We start from the raw sequence: 24,982 nt of genomic DNA, 5'->3' as shown, positions 1-24,982 counted from the left end.
CTTGAAAAAACTCGTCCTCTCCGCAGTCGCCGTCCTGGCCTTCGCCGCCGGCGCCCCCGTCCACGCGCAGAACGCGGCGACGCCCGAAACCGCGGCCGCCGTGAAGGAGCTGATGGAGACCATGAACATGCGCGCGGTGATGCGCGCGTCGATGCAGCAAATGACCCAGCAACTGCCGCAGATGCTGCGCCAGATGGGCGAGGCCGGCATCAACGCCAACCCCAAGCTGGACGCGGAGCAGAAGCGCAAGGAGCTGGCCCGCATGGAAGAGCAGATGCCCAAGGTGCTGGCCTCGATGAACGCCGTGTTCAACGACCCCAAGCTGGCCGAGGAGATGGAGCAGGAGACGATGGCCATCTACGCCCGCAATTACACCGCCGACGAGATGAAGCAGGTGACCGCCTTCTACCGCACCCCGGTGGGCGCGAAAATGCTGTCCACCATGCCCAAGGTGATGCAGGAGTCCATGGCGGCCGGCCAGAAGGTCATGATGCCGCGCATCGCCAAGCTGGCGCAGGACGCCGGCCTGGCGAAGTAAACTGAACATGTAACAGAATAGGAAACCATACCGTGACGAACATTTACAATTTCTCCGCCGGCCCCGCCGTGCTGCCCAAGGAAGTGCTGGCCCAGGCAGCCGCCGAAATGCTTGACTGGCAGGGTAGTGGGATGTCCGTCATGGAGATGAGCCACCGCGGTCCGGAGTTCATTTCCATCTACCGCGCGGCCGAGCGCGACCTGCGCGAGCTGCTGGCCGTGCCGGACAACTACAAGATCCTGTTCATGCAGGGCGGCGGGCTGTCGCAGAACGCCGTCATCCCGATGAATTTGATCGGCAATGGCGACGCCACGATAGACTTCGTGCAGACCGGTTCCTGGTCCAGCAAATCGATCAAGGAGGCGGCGCGCTACGCCAAGGTGAACGTGGCCGCTACCGCCAAGGACAACGGCTACACCTTCGTGCCGCCGCAGTCCGAATGGAAGCTGACCCCGGGCGCGGCCTATCTGCACCTGTGCACCAACGAGACCATCGACGGCGTCGAGATCGACTTCGTGCCGACGGCGCAGGGCGCGACCACGCTGGTGGCCGACATGTCCTCGCACATCCTGTCCCGTCCCGTGGACGTGGCCAGGTACGGCGTGATCTTCGGCGGCGCGCAAAAGAACATCGGCCCGGCCGGCGTGACGGTGGTGATCGTGCGCGAGGACCTGCTCGGCAAGGCCGTGCCCTACACGCCGTCCGCCTTCGACTTCAAGAACGTGGCCGACAACGAATCGATGTACAACACGCCGCCCACCTACGGCATCTACATCGCCGGCCTGGTGTTCCAGTGGCTCAAGCGCCAGGGCGGCGTGGCCGAGATGGAGCGCCGCAACATCGAAAAAGCGGCGCTGCTGTACGCGGCGCTGGACGCGGACGATTTCTACCAGAATCGTGTGCAAAAAGAATACCGCTCGCGCATGAACGTACCGTTCTACCTGCGCGACGAAAGCAAGAACGAGGCATTCCTGGCCGGCGCTAAAGAGCGCGGCCTGCTGCAACTGAAGGGCCACAAGTCCGTCGGCGGTATGCGCGCATCGATCTACAACGCGATGCCGATCGAGGGTGTGCAAGCCCTGGTCGATTACCTGAACGAATTCGCGGGCCGCTGAACGCCCGTTCGGCGCCCGTTTCCCTTCCCCCGCAGACCATGACAGACAAACTCAAACCCCTGCGCGAGCAGATCGACGCGATCGACGCGCAGATCCTCGCCCTGTTGAACCAGCGCGCCAAGGTGGCGCAGGAAGTCGGCCACGTGAAGGCCGAGACCAACGCCCCCGTGTTCCGCCCCGAGCGCGAGGCGCAAGTGCTGCGCGGCGTGGCCGACCGCAATCCCGGCCCCATGGTCGCCGGCGACGTGCAGACCATCTTCCGTGAAATCATGTCGGCCTGCCGCGCGCTGGAAAAGCGCGTCACGGTGGCCTATCTCGGCCCGGTCGGCACCTTCAGCGAGCAGGCCGTGTACCAGCAGTTCGGCAGCGCCGTCGAGGGCCTGCCCTGCGCCTCCATCGACGAGGTGTTCCGCGCCACCGAGGCCGGCACCGCCGATTTCGGCGTGGTGCCGGTGGAGAACTCGTCCGAGGGCGCCATCAACCGCACGCTGGACCTGATGCTGCAAACCACGCTGCTGATCAGCGGCGAGGTCGCGATCCCGGTCCACCACAGCCTGATGAGCAAGACCGGCGGCATGGACGGCGTGCGCGTGATCTGCGCCCATTCGCAGGCGCTGGCGCAGTGCCAGGTGTGGCTGAACCAGAACTACCCGAACCTGGAGCGGCGCGCGGTGGCCTCCAACGCCGAGGCGGCGCGCATGGCGGGCGAGGACCCGGCCATGGCGGCCATCGCCAGCGAGATCGCAGGCACCCAGTACAAGCTGGGCGTGGTCAAGCCGCACATCCAGGACGATCCGCACAACCGCACGCGCTTCGCCGTGATCGGCCATCTGCAGACGCTCCCGTCGGGCAAGGACCAGACCTCCATCGTGCTGGCCGTGCCGAACAAGGCCGGCGCCGTGTACCAGCTGCTGGCGCCGCTGGCCAAGCACAACGTGTCGATGACGCGCTTCGAATCGCGCCCGGCCCGCATGGGCACCTGGGAATACTATTTCTACGTGGACGTGGAGGGCCATGTGCACGAGCCGGCCGTCGCCAAGGCCATGGCGGAACTGAAAGACCAGGCCGCGTTCTTCAAAGTGCTGGGTTCCTACCCGCTTAGTCTGACTTAATTTTAGAGGCATCCATGTCCAAGCAATACGGTCCCGATTACGTCCGCGCCATCGCCCCATACCAGGCGGGCAAACCGATCTCCGAGGTGGCGCGCGAGTTCGGCCTCGACGAGGACGCCATCGTCAAACTGGCGTCCAATGAAAACCCGTTCGGCGTGCCCGAATCGGCCAAGGAGGCGATGGCCGCGGCCGCCGCCGAACTGGGCCGCTACCCGGACGCCAACGGCTTCGAACTGAAAGCGGCGCTGTCCAAGCGCTACGACGTGCCCGCCGACTGGATCACCCTCGGCAACGGCAGCAACGACATCCTGGAACTGGCCGCCAAGGCCTTCGTCGAGAAGGACCAGGCCGTCGTCTACGCGCAGTACTCGTTCGCCGTCTACGCGCTGGCCACCCAGGGCATAGGCGCGCGCCACATCGTGGTGCCGGCCAGGAACCACGGCCACGACCTGGAGGCCATGGCGGCGGCGATCGACGCCGACACCCGCCTGGTCTTCATCGCCAACCCGAACAACCCGACCGGCACCTTCATCCCCGGCGTCGAGATCGAGGCCTTCCTGCGGAAAGTGCCGGCCAACGTGGTGGTGGTGCTGGACGAGGCCTACAACGAATACCTGGCGGAGGAGGACCAGTACGACTCCGCCGCCTGGGTCAAGCGCTATCCCAACCTGATGGTGTCGCGCACCTTCTCCAAGGCCTACGGCCTGGCGGGCCTGCGCGTGGGCTTCGGCATCGCCCAGCCGGCGCTGACGGACCTGATGAACCGCGTGCGCCAGCCCTTCAACGTGAATTCGCTGGCGCAGGCCGCCGCCATCGCGGCGCTGAACGACAGCGCGTTCCTGGAGCGCGGCGCGCGCAACAACGCCGCCGGCTACCAGCAGTTCGTCGAGGCGTTCGAGCAGATGGGCCTGGAATACGTGCCGTCCTACGGCAATTTCGTGCTGGTCAAGGTGGGCAAGGACCTGGCCGCCGGCGCGCGCGTCAACCTGGCGCTGCTCAAGCAGGGCGTGATCGTGCGCCCGGTCGGCAACTACGGCCTGCCCGAATGGCTGCGCATCTCCATCGGCCTGCCGCGGGAAAACGCCATCCTCATCGCCGCGCTGCAAAAAGCGCTGGCCGGCGACCGTGAATAAGGTCGTCATCTTCGGCGTGGGCCTGATCGGCGGCTCGTTCGCGCGCGCGCTGAAAGAGGCGGGCGCGGTCGGCACCATCGTCGGCATGGGGCGTTCGCGGGCGTCGCTGCAGCGCGCGCTGGAACTGGGCATCATCGACGTCGTCGGCGACGACATCGCCACCGCCGTCAAGGACGCCGACCTGGTGCTGCTGGCGGCCCCGGTGGCGCAGACCGGCCCCATTCTCGAGGCGCTGCGGCCGCACCTGGACGCGCGCATCGTGGTGACGGACGCCGGCAGCACCAAGTCCGACGCCGCCGCCGCCGCGCGCGTGGCGCTGGGCGACAAAGCCGGGCGCTTCGTGCCCGGCCACCCCATCGCCGGGCGCGAAAGCAACGGTCCGGACGCGGCCATCCCCGACCTGTACCGGGGCAAGAAGGTGGTGCTCACGCCGCTGGCCGAAAACGACGAGCGCGACGTGGAACTGGTGGCCGCCGCCTGGCGCGCCTGCGGCGCCATCATCCACCGCCTCACGGCGGAGGAGCACGACAAGGTGTTCGCCGCCGTCAGCCACCTGCCGCACCTGCTGGCCTACGCGCTGGTCGACGACATCGCCCACAAGCCGCACGCCGAGCTGCTGTTCCAGTACGCCGCCAGCGGCTTCCGCGACTTCACCCGCATCGCCGGCAGCTCGCCGGAGATGTGGCGCGACATCAGCCTGGCCAACCAGGCCGCGCTGCTGACGGAGCTGGACGCCTACATGGCGCAGCTGGCCCGCATGCGCGCGCAGCTGGCCGCCGGCGACGGCGCGGGGCTGCAGGCGGTGTACGGCAACGCGCGCGAGGCGCGCGAGCGCTGGATCGCCACCATCGAGGCGGCCGAGGCGCCGCCAGCACAAGACCAAGCAGAATAAAGGAATCGGCATGACGCAGCAAAAACACTATCCCCACCACATCGACCTGAAGCCGGTGATGCACGTCGAAGGCGTGGTGCGCCTGCCCGGCTCGAAGAGCATTTCCAACCGCATCCTGCTGCTGTCCGCGCTGGCCGAGGGCGAGACGAAGATCGTCGACCTGCTGGCCTCCGACGACACCGCCGTGATGCTGAGCGCCCTGACGGCGCTGGGCGTGCACTGGACCCAGGAGGACCTGGGTCCCGACGCGGGCGTGCACCAGGTGCACCGCGTGCGGGGCGCGGGCGGGGCGGCCGGCGTCGCCTTCCCGAACCACAAGGCCGACCTCTTCATGGGCAACGCCGGCACCGCGATCCGCCCGCTGACGGCGGCGTTGGCCGTGATCGGCGGCGACTACACGCTGCACGGCGTGCAGCGCATGCACGAGCGCCCGATCGGCGACCTGGTGGACGCGCTCAACGCCGTCGGCGCGCAAATCGAATACACCGGCAATCCCGGCTACCCGCCGCTGCACATCCACAAGGGCCACATCACGGCGGCCCGCCTGTCGGTGCGCGGCGACGTCTCCAGCCAGTTCCTGACCGCGCTGCTGATGGTGGCGCCGCTGATGGCGCGCGGCCACGACGTCACCATCGACGTGGTCGGCGAGCTCATTTCCAAGCCCTACATCGAGATCACGCTGAACCTGATGCGCCGCTTCGGCGTGACGGTCGAGCAGGACGGCTGGGCCGCGTTCACGGTGCGGGCCGGCCAGAGCTACAAGAGCCCCGGCACCATCCACGTCGAGGGCGACGCCTCGTCGGCGTCCTACTTCCTGGCGGCCGGCGCGATCGCCGGCGGCCCGGTGCGGGTCGAGGGCGTGGGCCGCGACTCGATCCAGGGCGACGTGCGCTTCGCCGAGGCGTTGGAACAGATGGGCGCCCGGATCACCATGGGCGACAACTGGATCGAGGCCAAATCCTCTGGCCCGCTGAAGGCGGTGGACCTGGACTTCAACCACATCCCGGACGCCGCGATGACCATCGCCGTGGCCGCGCTGTACGCCGAGGGCACCACCACCTTGCGCAACATCGCCAGCTGGCGCGTGAAGGAGACCGACCGCATCGCCGCCATGGCCACCGAGCTGCGCAAGCTGGGCGCCGAGGTGGAGGAGGGCGCCGACTACCTGAAGGTGACGCCGCCGGCCGTGATCGGCACGGCCGCCATCGACACCTACGACGACCACCGCATGGCCATGTGCTTCTCGCTGGCGTCGCTGGACGGCGCCGCGCGGCGCGGCAACACCATCCGCATCAACGACCCGAAATGCGTGGCCAAGACCTTCCCGGACTACTTCGCCGCCTTCGCGGGCATCGCCCACGACAACTTAATTTAAAACCGGGGTCAGACCACGGTTTCGGAGCAACATTTCCCGAAAAACGTGGTCTGTCCCCGGTTTTCGAGCAACCAACCTATGCCGACATCCACCATCCCCGTCATCACCATCGACGGTCCCACCGCATCCGGCAAGGGCACCGTCGCGCACAAGGTGGCCGAACACCTCGGCTTCCACCTGCTGGACTCGGGCGCGCTCTACCGTTTGACCGCGCTGCAGGCGATCCGCCGCGACACCAGCCTGACCGACGAGCACGCGCTGGCCAAGCTGGCCGAGCATCTGCACATCAGTTTCACCGGGGACGCCGTGTTCCTGTCGCATGAAAACGTCACCGACGCGATCCGGCAGGAAAACGTCGGCAACACGGCGTCGAAAATCGCCGCCTTCCCCGCCGTGCGCCAGGCGCTGTACGGCGTGCAGCTGGGTTTCCGCAAGGCGCCCGGACTGGTGGCGGACGGGCGCGACATGGGCACGGTGATCTTCCCGAACGCCTCGATGAAGGTGTTTTTGACCGCCAGCGTCCAGGCGCGCGCGGAGCGTCGATATAAGCAATTGATAGCTAAGGGATTTTCTGCTAATATGGAAGACCTCCTGATGGATTTGAAGGCGCGGGATGACCGGGATACGAACCGGGCCATCGCGCCGCTGGTCCCCGCAGAGGGGGCGCATGTGCTGGACACCTCGGAAATGACCGTCGAAGCGGCGGTCGCCCAGGTGTTGCAGTGGCATGCGGCCATCGGGAAATCGTAGGGTGCCGGGCACGCTCTGATTGCCTTGGTATTTGATTAACCTAACCCAGTTGAAGCCGCATGGTGCGGGCCTTACTGGTTAACATGGAAGTTCTATGTCTAATATGGAAAGTTTCGCAGCCCTCTTCGAGGAATCCCTGTCGCGTCAAGACATGCGTTCCGGCGAAGTGATCTCCGCTGAAGTCGTTCGTCTGGATCACAATTTCGTGATCGTTAACGCCGGCCTGAAATCGGAAGCTTTCATCCCTGTTGAAGAATTCAAGAATGACCAAGGCGAACTGGAAGTCAAAGTAGGCGACTTCGTTTCCGTGGCCATCGAATCGCTGGAAAACGGTTTCGGCGATACCATCCTGTCGCGCGACAAAGCCAAGCGTCTGGCTTCGTGGCTGGCTCTGGAAAAAGCAATGGAATCCGGCGAAATCGTCGTCGGCACCGTCAATGGCAAAGTCAAGGGCGGCCTGACCGTTCTGACCAACGGCATCCGCGCGTTCCTGCCGGGTTCGCTGGTGGACACCCGTCCCGTCAAAGACACCACCCCGTTCGAAGGCAAGACCCTCGAATTCAAAGTCATCAAACTGGACCGCAAGCGTAACAACGTCGTTCTGTCCCGCCGCGCCGTCATCGAAGCTTCGATGGGCGAAGAGCGTCAGAAACTGATGGAAACGCTGAAAGAAGGCACCGTGGTGACCGGCGTTGTGAAAAACATCACCGACTACGGCGCGTTCGTGGACCTGGGCGGCATCGACGGCCTGCTGCACATCACCGACCTGGCATGGCGTCGTGTGCGTCACCCGTCGGAAGTGCTGACCGTTGGTCAAGAGATCACCGCCAAAGTCCTGAAATACGATCAAGAGAAGAACCGTGTTTCGCTGGGCGTGAAGCAACTGGGCGACGATCCTTGGACCGGTCTGTCCCGTCGTTACCCGCAAGGCACCCGCCTGTTCGGCAAAGTCACGAACCTGACCGACTACGGCGCGTTCGTTGAAGTGGAACAGGGCATCGAAGGCCTGGTGCACGTTTCCGAAATGGACTGGACCAACAAGAACGTCGCTCCAAACAAAGTCGTCCAACTGGGCGACGAGGTTGAAGTGATGGTTCTGGAGATCGACGAAGAGCGTCGTCGTATCTCGCTGGGCATGAAACAGTGCAAAGCCAACCCATGGGACGACTTCGGCGTGACCCATAAGAAAGGTGACAAAGTCCGCGGCGCGATCAAATCGATCACCGACTTCGGCGTGTTCATCGGTCTGGCCGGCAACATCGACGGCCTGGTGCACCTGTCCGACCTGTCGTGGACCGAGTCCGGCGAAGAAGCCGTGCGCAAGTTCAAGAAGGGTGACGAACTGGAAGCCGTTGTTCTGGCGATCGACGTGGAGCGCGAGCGCGTTTCCCTGGGCGTCAAGCAACTGGAAGGCGACCCGTTCAACAACTTCGCGGCCATCAACGACAAGGGCGCCCTGGTCACCGGCACCGTGAAATCGGTCGAGCCTAAAGGCGCCGTGATCCAGCTGTCCGACGAAGTCGAAGGCTACCTGCGCGCTTCCGAAATCTCCCGCGACCGCGTGGAAGATGCCGGCACCCACCTGAAAGTGGGCGATTCCGTGGAAGCCCTGGTCATCAACATCGACCGCAAAGCGCGTTCGATCCAGCTGTCGATCAAAGCCAAGGACAACGCTGAAACCGCGGAAGCCATGCAGAAGATGGCATCGGTCGACAGCAGCGCCGCTTCGGGCACCACCAGCCTGGGCGCACTGCTGAAAGCCAAGTTCGATAACAAGAACTAAGACGTCTGTTACTTAGATGACCAAGTCCGAGTTGATCAACCGCCTGGCTGAGCGCTATTCTCAGCTGGTGGCCAAGGATGCGGAGTACGCGGTGAAGACGATACTCGATGCGATGACCGGCGCGCTCGCGAGCGGCCAGCGCATCGAGATCCGCGGCTTCGGCAGCTTTGCTTTGAATAGCAGGCCGCCCCGTATCGGCCGCAATCCGAAGTCCGGCGACAAGGTGATGGTGCCCGAGAAACGGGTGCCTCACTTCAAGCCTGGCAAGCAGTTGCGCGAGCGCGTCGACGCGATGGTCGGGCAACCGATCATCGAGGACTGACTCGTCTATGGATCGGGGGCGGGCGCGAGCCCATCCCCGGCGGATGTAAAAGAGCGGCGTCCCTGGATGCCGTTTTTTTTTGATATGGGGAAGCTGGCTGATGAAAATTGTTTCCACTGTTGTTGGTTTTATCCTGTTTGTCCTGTTCTTCGGCTTCGCCCTGAAGAACACCCAGGAAGTCGACCTGGTGCTGTTCCTGAATTACGAATTACGCGGCCCCCTGGTGCTGATGCTGCTCGGCTTCTTCGTCGCCGGCGCCGTCCTCGGCGTGCTCGCGCTCACCCCCACCGTGTTCCGCCACCGGCGCGAAGCGACCAAACAAAAATCCACCATCCAGACACTGCAAACCTCGGCCCTGCAGGTGAACGCGCAGCCGCAGCCGGACAGCGTCAACGCGCAGCAATAAGCCGCACCCCTTCCTCTAAGTACAAGAAGACATGGAATTCGAACTCTGGTGGTTACTGGGCATGCCCATCTTTTTCGCCCTGGGCTGGATCGCGGCGCGCGTGGACATCCGCCAGCTGGTGTCCGAGTCGCGCACCTTGCCGCGCGGCTATTTCAAGGGCTTGAACTTCCTGCTGAACGACCAGCCGGACAAGGCCATCGACGCCTTCATCGAGATCGTGCGGCTGGACCCCGAGACCGCCGACATGCATTTCGCGCTGGGCAACCTGTTCCGCCGCCGCGGCGAGACCGAGCGCGCCATCCGCGTGCACCAGAACCTGCTGTCGCGGCCCGACCTGCCGGCCGAGCAGAAGGCGCACGCCGAATACGAGCTGGGCATGGACTACCTGAAGGCCGGCCTGCTGGACCGCGCCGAGGAGACCTTCAAGCGCCTGGTCGACACCCAGTACGGCGTGCAGGCGCGCCGCTCGCTGCTGGAGATCTTCCAGCGCGAGAAGGAGTGGCAGCGCGCGATCGAGGCCGCGCGCGGGCTGCAGGATTCGGGCGCCGGCGCGCGCCAGAAGGAAATCTCGCAGTTCTACTGCGAAATGGCGCAGGACGCGCTGGTGCGCATGCATCCCGAGCAGGCCCAGGGCCTGCTGGACCAGGCGCTGCAGGCCGACCGCACCAGCGTGCGCGCCACCATCCTGGTGGGCGACGTGCAGATGGCGCAGGGCGACGTCGAGGGCGCGCTGGCCACCTGGCGCCGCGTCGAGCAGCAGAGCGTGCCGCACGTGGCGCTGGTCGCCACCCGCATGATGGACGGCTACCGCAAGGTCGGCCGGCCGCAGGAGGGCGTCAGCCTGTTGAAGTCCTACCTGGAGCAGGCCTCGTCGATCGACCTGCTGGAGGTGGTGTTCAAGGCCGTGATCGAGCTCGACGGCGTGGACGCCGCCAAGCAATTGGTCAGCGACGAGCTGCGCCGCACGCCGACCCTGCTGGGCCTGGACAAGCTGCTCGAGGCGCGCATGATGGACGCGCCGGCCGCGCTGCTGTCCGAGCTGTCCATGGTCAAGGGCCTGGTGCACGGCTACACGCAGAAGCTGGCGCGCTACCAGTGCGGCCACTGCGGCTTCAAGGCGCGCCAGTACTATTGGCATTGCCCGGGTTGCAGCAAGTGGGAAACCTACCCGCCGCGCCGCACCGAAGAATTGAATGTGATGAACTGACGAGGGCGCCATGAGCACAGCCGTAACCACCTACCAAGCCCCCGCCCTGGACCAGGTCCGCATCCTGGTGGTCGGCGACGTCATGCTGGACCGCTACTGGTTCGGCGACGTCAGCCGCATTTCGCCGGAGGCGCCGGTGCCCATCGTGCGCATCGAGAAGCGCGAGGCGCGCCTGGGCGGCGCCGCCAACGTGGCCCGCAACGCCGCCGCGCTGGGCGCCCACGCCGGCCTGCTGGGCGTGGTCGGCGCCGACGAGGCCGGCACGCAGGTCGAGCAGCTGCTGCACGGCGGCGGCATCCACAGCTACCTCAAGCGCGACGAGGCCATCTCCACCATCATCAAGCTGCGCGTCATCGGCCGCCAGCAACAGATGCTGCGCATCGACTTCGAGGAGCCGCCCAGCGACACCGTGCTGCGCAACAAGCTGATGCAGTACAAGGCGCTGCTGGCCGACTACGACGTCATCATCCTGTCCGACTACGCCAAGGGCAGCCTGGTCAACGTGGCAGACATGATCGCCGCCGGCCGCGCCGCCGGCAAGGTGGTGATGGTCGACCCGAAAGGCGACGATTTCGCGCGCTACGCGGGCGCCACCGTGCTGACCCCGAACAAGTCCGAGTTCCGCCACATCGCCGGGAGCTGGAGCGGCGAGGAGCAACTGACCGCCAAGGCGCAGAACCTGCGCGCCGAACTCAAGCTGGACGCGCTGCTGCTGACGCGCTCGGAGGAGGGCATGACGCTGTACACCGAGAAGGAAGTGTTCCACACCCCGGCCGACGCGCGCGAGGTGTTCGACGTGTCCGGCGCCGGCGACACCGTGATCGCCACCATGGCCGCCATGCTGGGCGCCGGCGCCGGCTGGAACGACGCGGTGCAGACGGCCAACCGCGCCGGCGGCATCGTGGTCGGCAAACTGGGCACGGCCACCGTCACGCGCGAGGAACTGTTCGGCTGAAAACGGGGTTGCGCGGAGTTCGGTTTTTTCGGTTGAGAGCGCTCAATGTTGCGGCGTCATCCGGCAAGGCTCCCATCCGTTTAACGGGGACAAGGCGCGCCACCGGCCTTGCATCCACCAAACGGAGGAAGTCATGATGAAGAAACTGCTGCTCGCCGTAGCCGCCCTGGTCGCGACCATGGGCTTCGCCTTCGCCCAGGTCGACGTCAACAAGGCGGACGCCGCCGCGCTGGACGCCGTCAAGGGCATCGGTCCCGCCAAGTCCAAGGCCATCCTGGACGAGCGCGCGAAAGGCGAGTTCAAGGACTGGGCCGACTTCGAGGCCCGCGTCAAGGGCGTGGGCGAGAAGAACGCCATGAAGCTGTCCGAGGCGGGCCTGATGGTCAACGGCAAATCCCGCGACGGCGCCGCCGCCAAGCCCGCCGCCGCCAAACCGATGCAGACCGCCGCCAAGGGCAAATAAGCCTCCCCGGCCTTCCTTCCAGCCCGCCGCATGCCGGCGGGTTTTTTTTTGCCAGCGTGGTTTTTCCGCGCCGCCCGCCATGCCGGTTGCCATCGCCGCCGCAGTTGATTACCATGAAATCTGGCATATATCGCATCCTTGGGACGATCATGGCAACTTACCGTATAAGCAGCATCTTGTTACTGTTGGCGCTGGCGGGTTGCGGCGCCGGGGACCAGGCCGGCCAGACTCCCGCACCCGGGACGGCGGCGCAGGGCGGAACCGTTCCCGCGCGCCAGGGCGCGGTGGCCTTCGCCGCCACCTTCGCCGGCAACTACAGCCAGTACACCATCGCCGGCAATCCCGACGGCACCTACACCATCACGGACATTGTCGGCGGCGCCCTAAGGCACGTGGCCCCCAACAGCCGTTTGCGCTTCGCCGACAGCGCCGTCGGCCTGGACCTGGACGGCAACGCGGGCAAGATCTTCCGGCTGTACCAGGCCACCTTCAACCGCAAACCCGACATCGCCGGCCTGGGCTACCACCTGGAAACGCTGGACAACGGCGCGTTGCTGCACGACGTGGCCACCTCCTTCATCGCCAGCAAGGAATTCTCCGACCTGTACGGCGCGCTGAACAACCGCGCCTACGTCACGCAGTTGTACCGCAACGTGCTGCAGCGCGAGCCGGACGAGCCGGGCGTGCTGTACCACGTCGGCTACCTCGAGGGCACGCACCCGGACGGCATCAAGCTGTCGCGCGCGCAGACGCTGCTGAACTTTTCCGACTCGCCCGAGAACAAGGACCTGGTGCTGCCCAGCATCCGCAACGGCATCGAATACCTGCCCTGGGGCAGCAGCCTGCCGGCCCACCCCGTGAGCGCCTACGCCGCCCAGTACGACGGCAGCCTGCGCGGCGGCGACAGCGGCAACCTGTCCATCGTCGTCAACGCCAGCGGCGCGCTGCAGGCGAGCGGCCGGCTGACCGGGGCGGCCGTGGACGTGGCGGGCAGCACCACGCTGGCGGACGGCGGACGCTTCGAAGTGACCTTGACCGGCACCAACCTGAGCATGGTGGTGAAGGGCAGCATCGACTTGGCCACCGGCGTGGCCACCGGCGGCTGGACCAACAGCGCGCTGGGCCAGAGCGGCGTGTTCAACGCCGCCAAGCCGGTGGTGCAGCCCAGCCTGTTCCCGCAGGTGCAGACCATCGTCACGCAGCGCTGCGTGCCGTGCCACTCGGTGCGGCCGACCCAGCCCGGCTTCAATACCGCGCCGCTGGGCATCACCTTCGACACCGAGGCGCAGATACGCTCGCGCTCGGCATCCATCTTCGGCGCCGCCGTGCAGTCGCAATCCATGCCGCTGGGGAACGTCACCGGCATGACGCAGGCCGAGCGCGACGTGCTGGCCGCCTGGTTCGCGGCGGGCACGCCGTGACGGCCGAGGCGCCGGCGGCCACGTTCGCGGCGCCCCGCCTGATGTCCTCGGCGGCCACGCTCGCCGCGGCCGCGCTGATGTCGGCGGGCCCGACGCCGGCGCCGGCGGCGCCGTTGGCGGGCGCGCCGGCCCCGGCCTTCGACCTGCCGGGCGATGGCGGCCGCGTCAGCCTGGACGCTTACCGCGGCAAACTGGTCTATCTCGATTTCTGGGCCTCCTGGTGCGCGCCCTGCAAGCGTTCCTTCCCCTGGATGGGCGAACTGCAGCAGCGCTACGGCGGCGCGGGTCTGCGCGTGGTGGCCATCAATCTGGACACCAGGAGGGAAGAGGCCGCCGCTTTCCTGGCCGAGGTGCCGGCCGGCTTCGTGGTCGCGTATGATACGGCGGGCGCCAGCGCCCGGGCCTATGGCGTCAAGGGCATGCCCAGCAGTGCGCTGATCGGCCGGGACGGCAAGCTGCTGTGGCTGCATACGGGCTTCAGGGAGGGCGACCAGCCTGTGCTCGACGCGCAGATCAAGGCGGCCTTGCAACTGCAATGAATGAAGGATGGGGCGAGGGGGAAGGGATGAGCAAAGAATGGTAGCGAACACGACAGACCTGTACACCATCGAATTCCGCGCCATGGCCAGTCCGTGCCAGGTGCTGCTGCCGGCCGCCAGCGAGGCGGCGGCGCGCGAACTGGCGCAACACGCCATCGACGAGGTGCGCCGCATCGAAACCAAATACTCGCGCTACCGCGCCGACAGCGTGGTCAGCGCCATCAACGGCGCGGCCGGCGGCGAGGCCGTCGCGCTGGACGACGAGACCGCCGCGCTGCTGCACTACGCGGCCCAGTTGTACGAGCTGAGCGGCGGCCTGTTCGACATCACCACCGGCGTGCTGCGCAAGGCCTGGGACTTCTCGGCCGCGCGCCTGCCCGCGCCCGGCCAGCTGGACGCGCTGCTGGCGCTGACCGGCTGGACCAAGGTGCAGCGCGAGCGCCGCTCGGTGCGCCTGCCGGTGGCCGGCATGGAGCTCGATTTCGGCGGCTTCGGCAAGGAATACGCGGCCGACCGCGCCGCCGCCTGCCTGCTGGACGCGGGCGTGCGCCACGGCTATGTGAACCTGGGCGGCGACTTCCACGTGCTCGGTCCGCGGCCGGACGGCAGTCCGTGGCGCATCGCCATCCAGGACCCGCGCCGGGCCGACGCCACCATCGCCGCCATCGACGTCGCCGGCGGCGCGCTGTGCACCTCGGGGGACTACGAGCGCTACTTCGAGCTGGACGGGCGGCGCTACTGCCACATCCTCGACCCCGCCACCGGCCTGCCGGTGACGGCGTGGCGCTCGGTCAGCGTGCTGGCGCCGCTGACGGCGGCGGCGGGCGCCTGCGCCACCATCGCCATGCTGAAGGGCGCGCGGGCGCCGGCCTTCCTGGAGGGCATGCAGGTCGGCTACCTCGCCGTCGGCGCGGACGGCAAGGTGCACAGCAAGGACAACAAAGCGATACAAATCTCCGGTTCCGCGTCCTGAAGGCCGTATGCGATGATGGCAAGCTGTGCCGCCCGCGGGCGCGGCGGCCCTACCCACGAGGACACCATATGGCAAGCACCAAAGCTATCCTGGCCGGCCTGGGCGCTATCAGCGCGCTGGCGGCCGGCACCGGTATCAACCCCTGCGCCGCGGCCGCGCCCGCCGGCCCGGACCTGAAACGCAAGCAGCCCGAGATCGAACGCATCGTCGGCGCCATCTCGCCGCGGCGCATCGAGGCGACCATCCGCAAGCTGGTCGGCTTCCACACGCGCCACACCATGTCCGAGACCGAGTCCGACACGGTGGGCATCGGCGCCGCGCGGCGCTGGATCAGGAGCGAGTTCGAGCGCTGCAACGCCGCCAACGGCGGCCGCCTGCAAGTCGCCTTCGACAGCCACGTCGCGCCGGTGTCCAGGCGCATCAGCCGCCCGACCGAGATCGTCAACGTGGTGGCGACGCTGCCCGGCACGCAGGAAGGGGCGAAGGACCGGATCTACGTCGTCAGCGGCCACTACGACTCGCGCAACACCGACGTGATGGACGAGAAGGGCTACGCGCCCGGCGCCAACGACGACGCCTCCGGCACCGCCGCCGTGATGGAGATGGCGTGCGTGATGTCGCGCCACCAATTCGACGCCACCATCGTCTTCATGACGGTGGCCGCCGAGGAGCAGGGCCTGCTGGGCGCCGCGCACTGGGCCGAGCAGGCCAAGCAACAGAAACTCGACATCGCCGGCATGTTCACCAACGACATCATCGGCAGCTCGCGCGACGAGCACGGCAAGATCGACGACAAGCAGGTGCGACTGTTCGCCGAGGGCATCCCGGTCGAGAAGGAAATGAGCGAGGCGGTGCGCACGCTGGTGCAGACCGGCGGCGAGAACGACTCCATCTCGCGCCAGCTGGCGCGCCACGTGAAGGAGCAGGGCGAGCGCTACGTGCCAGGCTTCAAGGTCAGCGTGGTGCAGCGGCGCGACCGCTACCTGCGCGGCGGCGACCACATGCCCTTCCTCGAGCGCGGCTACGCGGCGCTGCGCTTCACCGAGCCGAACGAGGACTTCAAGCACCAGCACCAGAACGTGCGCACCGAGAACGGCGTCGTGATCGGCGACATGCCCGAATACAACGACTACAACTACATCGCCAAGGTCGCGCGGGTGAACGCCGCCGCGCTGGCCACGCTGGCGCTGGCGCCGGCCGCGCCGCGGATGGTCCAGTTGCGTACCGCGCAGCTGGAAAACGACTCCACGCTGGTCTGGCAGGCCAATGTCGAGCCCGACCTGGCCGGCTACCGCATCGTATGGCGCGACACCACGGCCGCCGACTGGCAGGGCGCCAGGTGGGTGGGCAACGTCACGGAAGCCAAAGTGCCGCTCTCGAAGGACAACTACTTCTTCGGCGTGCAAGCGGTCGACAAGGACGGCAACGCCAGCGTCGCCGCCTACCCCGTCCCGCTCCGATAATTATTAAAAACACATCGGTGTCAGGCGCGACATTCGGACATTTGACTCGGCGTCCCCGTCCGAATGTCGCGCCTGACACCGATGTTAATGCGGTAACTTTCAGGCGGGCGGGAGGCTGGCGAGGAAGGCGTGGATCTGCGAAACCACGGCCGCGCCTTCGCCCACCGCCGCGGCCACCCGCTTGGTGGAGTTGGCGCGCACGTCGCCGATGGCGAACACGCCCGGCACGCTGGTCTCCAGCGCGGCCCGCGGCGGCAGGTCCTTCGGGTAGACGCCGTCGGCGAAGTTGGCCCGGCATTGCGCCTTGGCCACGTCGAAACCGGTGCGGATGAAGCCCTTGTCGTCCACGTCCACGCCGCAGTCGCCGAGCCAGCCCGTGTTCGGGTCGGCGCCGATGAACAGGAACACGCGGCAGACGTCGTAGTCGCATTCCTCGCCGGTCTCGCTGCAGCGGATGCGCACTTGTCGCAAGCCGTCCTCGTCGTTGCCCTCCAGCGCCACGATCTCGCTGTGCGTGTGCAGCACGATGTTGGGCGTGGCTTCGATCCGTTCGATCAGGTAGCTGGACATGGTGGCAGCCAACCCCGGCCCGCGCACCAGCATGTGCACCTTGGAGGCGTGGGCCGACAGGAACACGGCGGCCTGCCCGGCGGAGTTGCCGCCGCCGACCAGCACGATCTCCTCGGTCTTGCACAGCTTGGCCTCGATCGGTGAGGCCCAGTAGTAGACGCCGCGTCCCTCGAACCGCTTCAGGTTCGCCAGCGACGGACGGCGGTAGCGCGCGCCGCAGGACAGCACCACGGTCTTGGCCCGCAGCCGCGTGAGGCTGCCGCACATTTCCACCTGCAGCGGGTAGGTGTCGCAGATCAGCCGCCCGGCCGGCGCCGGAATCGCGATCTCGACGCCGAACTTTTGCGACTGCACGAAGGCCCGCCCCGCCAGCGCGGCGCCGGAGATGCCGGTCGGGAAGCCCAGGTAGTTTTCGATGCGGGCGCTGGCCGCCGCCTGGCCGCCGAAGGCGCGCGTCTCCAGCGCCAGCACCGACAAGCCCTCGGACGCGGCGTACACCGCCGTCGCCAGTCCGGCCGGCCCGGCGCCGACCACGATCACATCCCACACCTTGTCGCTGCTGAGCTCGGGCAGCATGCCCAGGCAGCGGCCCAGGTCGACATTGGTGGGGTTCTTCTTGACGCTGCCGTCCGGACACACCACCAGCGGCAACTCGTCCGCCGTGGGCCGGTAGTGCTCGCACAGCGCGGCGGCCTGGGCGTCGGTCTTGGGATCGAGCACGGAGTGCGGGTGGCCGTTGCTGGCCAGCCAGCTTTGCAGGTGGTGCAGGCGCGGGTGGCCGGGCGGGCCGACCAGCACCGGGCCGCCGGAATTGACCTCGATCAGGCCCACGCGCCGCAAGATCAGCGCGCGCACGATGCGCTCGCCCAGCTCGGCCTCGGCGATCACCAGCGCGCGCAGCGATTCGGACGGAATCACCAGCACCTCCACGTCGCCCACCGCGTCGCCGTTGACCAGGGTCGGCTTGCCGGACAGCTGGCCGACCTCGGCGCCGAATTCCCCGGGGCCGTGCTCGACGATCAGCGAGGTGTTGCCCAGGCCGTCATAGCGGCTGATCGCCACCTTGCCCTTCAACACCACGTGCATGCCGAGGATGCTGCGGCCGGCCTCGAACATGCGCTCGCCGTCGCGGTAGTGGCGCACGGTGCCGAAGCGGTGCATGCGCTTGACCTCCGCCTCGGACAGCTTGGGGAACATCTGGTGGCGGCGCGTGGCCAGCGAGTCGGGGATGCCGGGCGCGTCTTTTTCCTGGCTGAGGTTCTTGGCGAATTCGGGGTTTTCTGTGGCCATGGCGGGTCCGTATAGGGCGGGTAGAATGACGGTCGTAGTTCCCGGACAGTCTAGCGCATGCCATGGGCTTCATGCCAAATTCTTAAGAGAGAGGAGCCGCGGCTGCTACAATTCCCGCCATCCCATTTGAATGAAAGCCGACATGCCCGCTCCCCAGCGCCAAGAGCCCGCGATACGGGCACTGACCGCCGATGACCTCTCCGGCTTTTTCACCTACCTGAACGACCATTTGAAGGACAACGGCCTGGACGGCGCGCCCCTGTTCCAGCCCTTGCCGCGCCGCCAGGAGTTCCCGGCCGACAAGGCCGCCGCCTTTTCCAAGGCGCTGGAGGTGCCGCTGCACAAGCCGGGCTGGCGCCGGGCCTGGATCGCCACCGGGCATGACGGTATCCTCGGCCATATCGACCTGCGCGCGCGCGGCGAGGGCGGCACGGCGCACCGCGCGCTGCTGGGCATGGGCGTGCACCGGCTGGCGCGGCGCCAGGGGCTGGGCCGGGTGCTGGTGGCGTCGGCGCTGGCCTGGGCGCGCAGCGCCACCGCGCTGGAATGGATAGACCTGGAAGTGCTGAGCGTGAACGAGCCGGCCCGCGCGCTGTACCGCCAGTGCGGCTTCCGCCAGACCGGCGAGATCGAGGACATGTTCCGCATCGACGGCGAGCGGCTGGCGTATACACTGATGAGCCTGAAACTGGCGCGCTAGCGCCGCCGCCGAGGCCGCGCCGGGCGCGGATCGGCGTCCCGGATTACAATGAATCTTTTGCGGAACGAAAACTCGAACACGATGGCTTACAAGACTATTGCCGATACGATCGGCAACACCCCGCTGGTGCGCCTGGTACGCATTCCCGGCGCCGAAACCGCCGAGCGCGGCAATATCATCCTGGGCAAACTCGAAGGCAACAATCCGGCCGGCTCCGTCAAGGACCGCGCGGCGATGTCGATGCTGCGCCGCGCCGAGGAGCGCGGCGACATCAAGCCGGGCGACACGCTGATCGAGGCGACCTCGGGCAACACCGGCATCGCGCTGGCGATGGCGGCCGCCATCCGCGGCTACAAGATGCTGCTGCTGATGCCGGAAAACCAGAGCGAGGAGCGCAAGCAGGCGATGGCCGCCTACGGCGCGCAGATCATGCTGACGCCGAAAACCGGCGGCATGGAATACGCGCGCGACATGGCCGAGCAGATGCAGCGCGACGGCAAGGGCATCATCCTGGACCAGTTCGGCAACGGCGACAACCCGCGCGCGCACTACGAGGGCACCGGCCCCGAGATCTGGCGCGACACCGACGGCCGCGTGACGCACTTCGTCAGCGCCATGGGCACCACCGGCACCATCATGGGCGTGTCGCAATACCTGAAGGAAAAGAGCGAGGCCATCCGCATTATCGGCGCGCAGCCGGAGGAGGGCTCGCAGATCGCCGGCATCCGCAAATGGCCGGAAGCCTACCTGCCGAAGATCTACGACAAGGCGCGCGTGGACCAGATCGAATACGTGACGCAGGCCGCCGCCGAGCGCATGGCGCGCCGTCTGGCTGCGGAGGAGGGCATCTTCTGCGGGATTTCGGCGGCCGGCGCCTGCGAGATCGCACTGCGGATTTCACAAACGGTGGAAAACGCCACCATCGTGTTCATCGTGTGCGACCGGGGCGACCGCTATTTGTCCACCGGGGTGTTTCCGGCGTAAGTGAACTACTCAATCGTGCCCGTCCTCCCCGCGAGGGGAGGGCCGGAGTACGCCAGCCAGCATCAGCTTTGCGGCGTTTCGCCTTCTTTTGGCTTGAACTGCTTGTCGCTGATGCGGAACTTGTTGCGGCGGTCGCCCATCAGGTAGCGCAGGTCGCGGATCGACAGGTCGCTCACCTCGTGCATGCGGATCAGCAGCGAGGCCCCGACCGGCAGGCGGTGGTGGCGGATTTTGCTGATGACCGGTGGCGCCACTTCCAATGCGCGCGACAGCGCGGCATCGTTTTTCAGGCGCAGGTTTTCGATCAGCGTGTCGAGCAGGCGGTTCGGGTTGTACTGCAGCAGGTCATCGCCTTCCGAGTCGCTGTTCATATCAATTCCAACTTGGTTTGTCATGATTCGTCTGTTCCTTCTGTAAAGTTTGTCCTGCAAAGTTGAAACACTCGGAGCCTGCGGCCATGTTCCTCCTTACTTGGGAACGCTTACCAACGGACGGAATTCCGAAATAACAAGTTTCATAATATATACACAATTGTACAACATCACGCAATCTCGTACTCACAAGCAATAAAAAATAAGTGTTGCTGCGAGTTACTGTTGTCCGGTCGCAACAATGTGTGAGAATTCACGCCTTGTGCTTGTGCTAGCATGCCTGTGCGGATTCCATCCCTTGCTTTGTCTTTTGGACAAAGTTGAGTATAAAATAAAAAGCCCGGACATTGCCGCACGATATGATTCCTGTGGTGTTTCCAAGTATCAACTATACAATAGCTGCCCCGAGGCAAGATTTCAAGCCCGTTTACGCTTCCTTACATCTGTTGTCGCGTAAGCTTGACCGCGCGCCCCAGTTCCACCACCGACATGGCGTAGAAAAAGCTGCGGTTGTATTGGGTGATGGCGAAGAAATTATTGGTTCCCAGCCAAAATTCCGTCGGCTCCGAGCCGTTCTGCAAGTCCACCAGGCCAAATGGCATGCCCGCGGGCAAAGATGAAGTGGTGACGACCCCGTCCGCCATCAAGTCCTCCTGGCGGAATTTCGCCTCCAGGCCCTGGTTCAAATAGCGTTCCCACTGGCGGCTGGGCGACACGGTGGCGGCGTACACGATGGGACCCGGATCGTCGCGGTTCCAGCCGTGCGCCACCAGGAAGGCGGCCACGCTGCCGATCGCGTCGGAAGGCGAGTTGCGCAGGTCGACGCGGCCGTCGCCGTCGAAATCCACCGCGTATTTGACGATGTTGCTGGGCATGAACTGCGGCAGGCCGACCGCGCCCGCGTACGAGCCCAGCATCGAGAACGGGTCGATGCCGCTCTGGCGCGCGTACAGCAGCGTGCTTTCCAGTTCGCCCTTGAAGAACTCCATGCGCGCCGTGCGCTGCGGCGCCAGCGGATAGGCGAAGGCCAGCGTGGTCAGCGCGTCCAGCACGCGGAAGCGGCCGGTGTTGGCGCCGTACACGGTTTCCACGCCGATGATGCCGACGATGGTTTCGGCCGGCACGCCGTACAGCGCCTCGGCGCGCGCCAGCGCGTCGCGGTTGGCGTCCCAGAAGCGCACGCCGCCGTTGATGCGCACCGGTTCAATGAACAGCTTGCTGTAGGCCTGCCAGTTCTTGGGCTTGCCGGGCGGGGCCGGCTTCATCAGCTGCACGGCCGAATCCACGTAGCGCACCTTGCCCATCAGCGTTTCCAGCTCCAGGCGGTCGAAGCCGTGCTTGGCGGCCATGTCGTCCAGGAATTGCTTGACCTCCTTCCACTGGCCGAAATTGACGAACTCGCCCTCGTAGTCGACGGCGGGTTTCTTCGGCGGCGGCGGGGTCTTGGCTTTCCTGGCCTTCTTCGCCTTGGCGGCCTTGGCGGCCTTGGCGGACTGCTGCGCGTGCACGGCGGCCGGCGGCAACGCCAGGCCGGCCAGCGCCAGGGCCAGCAGCAAGGTGGAAGTGTGGTTTCTCAGCAATAATTTCATCGTGATAGTGTCAGCAGCGTGGCCAGCTTTTTCAGCGGCGCGGTTGTATCTCCAGCCGGCGCCGCGTATTTGAGCGTGCCGACCAATTCCAGGAAGTCGCGCATCGCGGCCTTCTTCTCGTCCGGTATATCCATGTCCATCAGGCGCAGCGCGTAGCCGCGCGGCCCCTCGTCGATGGCGCGCCCCATGCCGCGTTTGGCCATGGTCCGGCAAAAGGCGTCGTAGGCGGCGTCCACCGGGTCCCGCCCGGTCCTGGCGCGCAGCGCGCGCCACAGCAGCAACAATAGCGCGATTGCGCCCAGGGCGGCGCCGCCGCGCCAGTTCACCACGGCGGAGCCTAGTTCCTCAAGGAAACTGCGCTGCCTCTCAGGATTGTAATCGAGGACCCATTGATTCCAGGCATTATTCATCGCGTGGCTGGCAAATCGCAGTTGCGCCAGCCACGAATTGCGGTCGTTCTGCAATTCCATCAGCCCCTCCAGGCCGAAGGGGGCGCGCTGCGGCATGGCGCGGGCCAGGTTTTGCTCGATGCGGCTGGGCGCCACTGCGGCGGTCGGGTCCACCCGCGCCCAGCCCCGGCTGGGCAGCCAGATTTCGGCCCAGGCGTGGGCGTCGGATTGGCGCACGACCAGGTAACCGTCCACCGGATTAAGCTCGCCGCCCTGGTAGCCGGTGACCACGCGCGCCGGGATGCCCATGGCGCGCATCAGCACCACGAAGGCGCTGGCGTAGTGTTCGCAAAAGCCGGCCTTGCTGTTGAACAGGAAATCGTCGACAGAATCGCGGCCCAGCAGCGGCGGCTCCAGCGTGTAGAAGAAGCGCTGCTGGCGGAACATGGACAGCACCGCCTGCGCCGAGGCGGCCGGGTCGCCGTCCCGGCGCAGGCTCGCGGCCAGCGCCAGGGTGCGCGGGTTGTAGCCTTGCGGCAGGCGCAGCCAGCGCCGCAGGCGCTCCGGCGACAGGCCGGGCTGCCACTGGTGCAGCAGGTAGGCGCGCGCCTGGTAGCGCACGCGCTGGTAGATGGGGGACTGGGTGTACAGCTCCAGCTCGTCGCTGGTGCCGGTGCGCAGGCCGGCCAGGTCGACGTCGGGCACCGTCAGCTCCAGGTTGAACAGCCAGCGCTTGCCGGTGGCCTCCATCGTGATCTCGTGGCGCAGCGGCCCGCCGCTGACGCTGATGCCCAGGTCCCTGGTGGTTTCGCCGTCCCAGTATAGCGGGCGGCTGGTGCGGGTCCAGGTGCGGCCGTCGAAACCGCCCAGCACGATGCCGCGCCAGTACAGCTGGCGCTGCGCCGGCTGCTCGCCGTGGAAGCGCACCCGGAAGGCGATCTCGTCGGACAGCGCCAGGTCCGACACGGAGCCGGGCGACATCGTGTCCGACATGCCGCTCTTGCCGCTGCGCGCGTCGCCCGGCAAACCCCACAGCGGGCCCTGGATGCGGGGGAACGCGAAGAACAGCAGCAGCGCCAGCGGGCTGGCCACCAGGAAGATCCCGGCGGCGGCGCGCAGCCGGCGCTTGAGCGGGGGCACCGTGCCGGTGTATTGGAAGGTCATCAGCGTGGCCAGCAGCAGCACGATGGTGGCCGCCATGACCACGGCGGAGAAGATGGTCTGGGTGTAGAAGAAGGTGGTCAGCAGCAGGAAAAAGCTGAGGAAGATCACCACGAACAGGTCGCGCCGGGCGTGCATTTCCAGCAGCTTGAAGGCCAGCAGCAGGGCCAGCATGGCGACGCCGGCGTCGCGCCCGAGCAGCGTGCGGTAGGAATAATAGACGCCCGCCATCGACGCGATGGAGATGGGTAGCAGCAGCCACAGCGGCGGCATGCGGCGGCCGCGCAGCGTGATGCTGGCGCGCCAGGCCAGCGTGGCGCAGACGGCGGCGCTGGTCCACAGCGGCAGGTGGCCGAAGTGGGGCGCCAGCACCGCCAGCGCGGCGAGCAGCAGCAACAGCGTGTCGGCCTTGTCGCGCGGCAGGGGCTGGGAGAAGGGGCGCGACAAGCGCGCGGCGAGGCTCATCCGAACGCCTCCTGCCCATACAGCGCCAAGGCCCGCAGGCAGGCGGCGCGGTGCGCGTCGCCCACGGCCGGCGGATAGCTGTGGTGGCCGATGCGGAAGGCGTACGGCAGCGCGCGCTGCTCGGCCTCCAGCACCCAGCGCGTCATGCGCGAGAGCCGCAATTCCAGGTCCATGTTGGCGGGCAGCTCGTTGAAGTCCAACATCATCTCGGCCACCGCGCCGCCCTCGAAATGCTTGGTCACCAGTTGCCCGCCCAGCGCCGGGTCGTGGCGCGCGATCTGGCGCCAGGCCAGGTGCCGCATCGGGTCGCCCGGCTGGTAGCTGCGGATGCCGGCGAAGTTGTCCAGCCCGACCTGGCCGTGGCCGTCCTCGCTGGCGGCGCCGCTCAGCGGCAGCGGCGGCGCGCCGGCCTCCGGCGCCGGGTAGACCAGCGCCTTCAGGTCCGGCTGCCAGTAACTCCAGGCGCGGAACAGGCCCAGCGGAAAGCGCGTCACCAGGCGCACCCGCGGCGCGGGCAGCCAGCCGCGCCCCTCGGTGGCGGCCGACAGCGCCACCGCCGCGGCGGCGCCGGCGGGCACGTCCACCGGGTGGCGCGGTTCGCCGTCGTGGTGGAAGCCCAGCAGGATGGCGTAGCGGTCGCGCGGCGTGTCGTTGTGCACGAGCAGTTCGAACTGCGCCTCCTGCCCGGAGAACACCGGCTGCGCGCGGCCGGGCGACAGGCGCAGCAGCGCCAGGTTGCGGGCCGTCATCACCATGTCGGCCACGGCGCAGGCGCCGGTGAAAAAGGTCAGCGCGAAGCCCAGGCCCAGCGTGTAGTTGATGGAGCCGATCAGCATGATCAGCAGCAGCGCGACAAACGCCATGCCCGGCTTGGTGGGCACGATGAAGACCCGGCGCATCACCAGCACCACGCTGCCGGGCTCGCTGTCGCGCAGCTGGAACAGCAAGCGGTTCGTCACCTTGCGCAACCGGAACAACAGGCGGTCGGTCAGTCCGCGCGCGGCCGCCAGCATGGC

General features: G+C 66.8%; 24 protein-coding genes. 19 read left to right on the top strand and 5 right to left on the bottom strand.

All coding sequences use genetic code 11. The features are described 5' to 3' along the window. Window position 1: 1 nt before the first annotated feature. From BM436_RS09810 to BM436_RS09730, 17 genes are all read left to right on the top strand, one after another. A complete protein-coding gene (locus BM436_RS09810) occupies window positions 2-538 on the top strand; it encodes a DUF2059 domain-containing protein (protein WP_093555329.1) in 537 nt (178 codons plus the stop codon). A 32-nt stretch (window positions 539-570) separates the two neighbouring features. Beyond that, entirely contained in the window at window positions 571-1,653 is a 1,083-nt protein-coding gene (gene serC / locus BM436_RS09805; protein WP_093555328.1) for a 3-phosphoserine/phosphohydroxythreonine transaminase, read from the top strand. 38 nt (window positions 1,654-1,691) lie between these two features. After that, window positions 1,692-2,765 carry a prephenate dehydratase gene (gene pheA / locus BM436_RS09800; RefSeq protein ID WP_093555327.1) on the top strand — a complete coding sequence of 358 codons (1,074 nt, stop codon included), beginning with the start codon at window positions 1,692-1,694 and terminating at the stop codon, window positions 2,763-2,765. A gap of 14 nt (window positions 2,766-2,779) precedes the next feature. After that, complete coding sequence (gene hisC, locus BM436_RS09795; RefSeq protein WP_093555326.1) at window positions 2,780-3,898, top strand: histidinol-phosphate transaminase; 1,119 nt, start codon at window positions 2,780-2,782, stop codon at window positions 3,896-3,898. Further along, entirely contained in the window at window positions 3,891-4,790 is a 900-nt protein-coding gene (locus tag BM436_RS09790; RefSeq protein WP_093555325.1) for a prephenate dehydrogenase, read from the top strand. The genes hisC and BM436_RS09790 overlap by 8 nt, the downstream gene beginning before the upstream one ends. 10 nt (window positions 4,791-4,800) lie before the next feature. After that, window positions 4,801-6,165, top strand: a complete 1,365-nt coding sequence (gene aroA, locus BM436_RS09785; protein WP_093555324.1) for a 3-phosphoshikimate 1-carboxyvinyltransferase — start codon at window positions 4,801-4,803, stop codon at window positions 6,163-6,165. 78 nt (window positions 6,166-6,243) lie between these two features. After that, window positions 6,244-6,915 (top strand): (d)CMP kinase, encoded by a 672-nt coding sequence (gene cmk, locus BM436_RS09780; RefSeq protein ID WP_093555323.1) that lies wholly within the window; start codon window positions 6,244-6,246, stop codon window positions 6,913-6,915. A gap of 103 nt (window positions 6,916-7,018) precedes the next feature. Next, window positions 7,019-8,698 carry a 30S ribosomal protein S1 gene (gene rpsA, locus BM436_RS09775; RefSeq protein ID WP_093555322.1) on the top strand — a complete coding sequence of 560 codons (1,680 nt, stop codon included), beginning with the start codon at window positions 7,019-7,021 and terminating at the stop codon, window positions 8,696-8,698. Window positions 8,699-8,714: 16 nt separating this feature from the next. Continuing rightward, window positions 8,715-9,020 carry an integration host factor subunit beta gene (locus tag BM436_RS09770; protein ID WP_050408958.1) on the top strand — a complete coding sequence of 102 codons (306 nt, stop codon included), beginning with the start codon at window positions 8,715-8,717 and terminating at the stop codon, window positions 9,018-9,020. 100 nt (window positions 9,021-9,120) lie between these two features. After that, window positions 9,121-9,426, top strand: coding sequence for a LapA family protein (locus BM436_RS09765; RefSeq protein ID WP_093555321.1), 306 nt, complete (start codon window positions 9,121-9,123; stop codon window positions 9,424-9,426). 31 nt (window positions 9,427-9,457) lie between these two features. Further along, complete coding sequence (lapB, locus tag BM436_RS09760) at window positions 9,458-10,633, top strand: lipopolysaccharide assembly protein LapB (RefSeq protein ID WP_093555320.1); 1,176 nt, start codon at window positions 9,458-9,460, stop codon at window positions 10,631-10,633. Window positions 10,634-10,643: 10 nt separating this feature from the next. Then, window positions 10,644-11,588 (top strand): D-glycero-beta-D-manno-heptose-7-phosphate kinase, encoded by a 945-nt coding sequence (gene rfaE1, locus BM436_RS09755; RefSeq protein WP_093555319.1) that lies wholly within the window; start codon window positions 10,644-10,646, stop codon window positions 11,586-11,588. 133 nt (window positions 11,589-11,721) lie between these two features. Further along, entirely contained in the window at window positions 11,722-12,051 is a 330-nt protein-coding gene (locus BM436_RS09750) for a ComEA family DNA-binding protein (RefSeq protein ID WP_093555318.1), read from the top strand. A gap of 176 nt (window positions 12,052-12,227) precedes the next feature. Further along, entirely contained in the window at window positions 12,228-13,472 is a 1,245-nt protein-coding gene (locus BM436_RS09745; RefSeq protein ID WP_177307095.1) for a DUF4214 domain-containing protein, read from the top strand. After that, window positions 13,469-14,011, top strand: coding sequence for a TlpA family protein disulfide reductase (locus BM436_RS09740; RefSeq protein ID WP_229489816.1), 543 nt, complete (start codon window positions 13,469-13,471; stop codon window positions 14,009-14,011). The genes BM436_RS09745 and BM436_RS09740 overlap by 4 nt, the downstream gene beginning before the upstream one ends. A 37-nt stretch (window positions 14,012-14,048) precedes the next feature. Beyond that, entirely contained in the window at window positions 14,049-14,984 is a 936-nt protein-coding gene (locus tag BM436_RS09735; protein WP_093555316.1) for an FAD:protein FMN transferase, read from the top strand. Window positions 14,985-15,052: 68 nt separating this feature from the next. Continuing rightward, the gene (locus BM436_RS09730; protein ID WP_093555315.1) at window positions 15,053-16,447 is read left to right on the top strand and encodes a M20/M25/M40 family metallo-hydrolase; all 1,395 of its coding nucleotides are present in this window, start codon (window positions 15,053-15,055) and stop codon (window positions 16,445-16,447) included. Between the two features lie 99 nt (window positions 16,448-16,546). On the opposite strand, the gene BM436_RS09725 is transcribed toward BM436_RS09730, so the two are convergent. After that, window positions 16,547-18,307 (bottom strand): FAD-dependent oxidoreductase, encoded by a 1,761-nt coding sequence (locus BM436_RS09725; protein WP_371859630.1) that lies wholly within the window; start codon window positions 18,305-18,307, stop codon window positions 16,547-16,549. A 142-nt stretch (window positions 18,308-18,449) separates the two neighbouring features. Here BM436_RS09725 and BM436_RS09720 point away from each other — a divergent pair, with 142 nt between their 5' ends. Together BM436_RS09720 and cysM are read left to right on the top strand one after the other, a co-directional pair. Further along, entirely contained in the window at window positions 18,450-19,007 is a 558-nt protein-coding gene (locus BM436_RS09720) for a GNAT family N-acetyltransferase (protein ID WP_093555314.1), read from the top strand. An 81-nt stretch (window positions 19,008-19,088) separates the two neighbouring features. Further along, complete coding sequence (cysM, locus tag BM436_RS09715) at window positions 19,089-19,991, top strand: cysteine synthase CysM (RefSeq protein WP_093555468.1); 903 nt, start codon at window positions 19,089-19,091, stop codon at window positions 19,989-19,991. 62 nt (window positions 19,992-20,053) lie between these two features. On the opposite strand, the gene BM436_RS09710 is transcribed toward cysM, so the two are convergent. The 4 genes from BM436_RS09710 to BM436_RS09695 all read right to left on the bottom strand — a co-directional run bounded on the left by BM436_RS09710 (window position 20,054) and on the right by BM436_RS09695 (window position 24,979). Further along, a complete protein-coding gene (locus BM436_RS09710) occupies window positions 20,054-20,362 on the bottom strand; it encodes a hypothetical protein (protein WP_229489814.1) in 309 nt (102 codons plus the stop codon). Between the two features lie 437 nt (window positions 20,363-20,799). Continuing rightward, entirely contained in the window at window positions 20,800-21,951 is a 1,152-nt protein-coding gene (mltB, locus tag BM436_RS09705; RefSeq protein WP_093555312.1) for a lytic murein transglycosylase B, read from the bottom strand. Then, window positions 21,948-23,966 carry a transglutaminase TgpA family protein gene (locus BM436_RS09700; RefSeq protein ID WP_093555311.1) on the bottom strand — a complete coding sequence of 673 codons (2,019 nt, stop codon included), beginning with the start codon at window positions 23,964-23,966 and terminating at the stop codon, window positions 21,948-21,950. Before BM436_RS09700 ends, mltB begins: the two co-directional genes overlap by 4 nt. Then, window positions 23,963-24,979: a DUF58 domain-containing protein gene (locus BM436_RS09695; RefSeq protein WP_093555310.1), complete on the bottom strand. Its 1,017-nt coding sequence runs from the start codon at window positions 24,977-24,979 to the stop codon at window positions 23,963-23,965. Before BM436_RS09695 ends, BM436_RS09700 begins: the two co-directional genes overlap by 4 nt. Window positions 24,980-24,982: the final 3 nt, after the last annotated feature.

It is taken from the genome of Pseudoduganella namucuonensis (genome assembly GCF_900116645.1).
Taxonomy (GTDB): domain Bacteria; phylum Pseudomonadota; class Gammaproteobacteria; order Burkholderiales; family Burkholderiaceae_D; genus Rugamonas; species Rugamonas namucuonensis.
The sequence above is the reverse complement of the archived record's forward strand: the minus strand, read 5'-3'. Positions and strand labels throughout refer to the sequence as shown.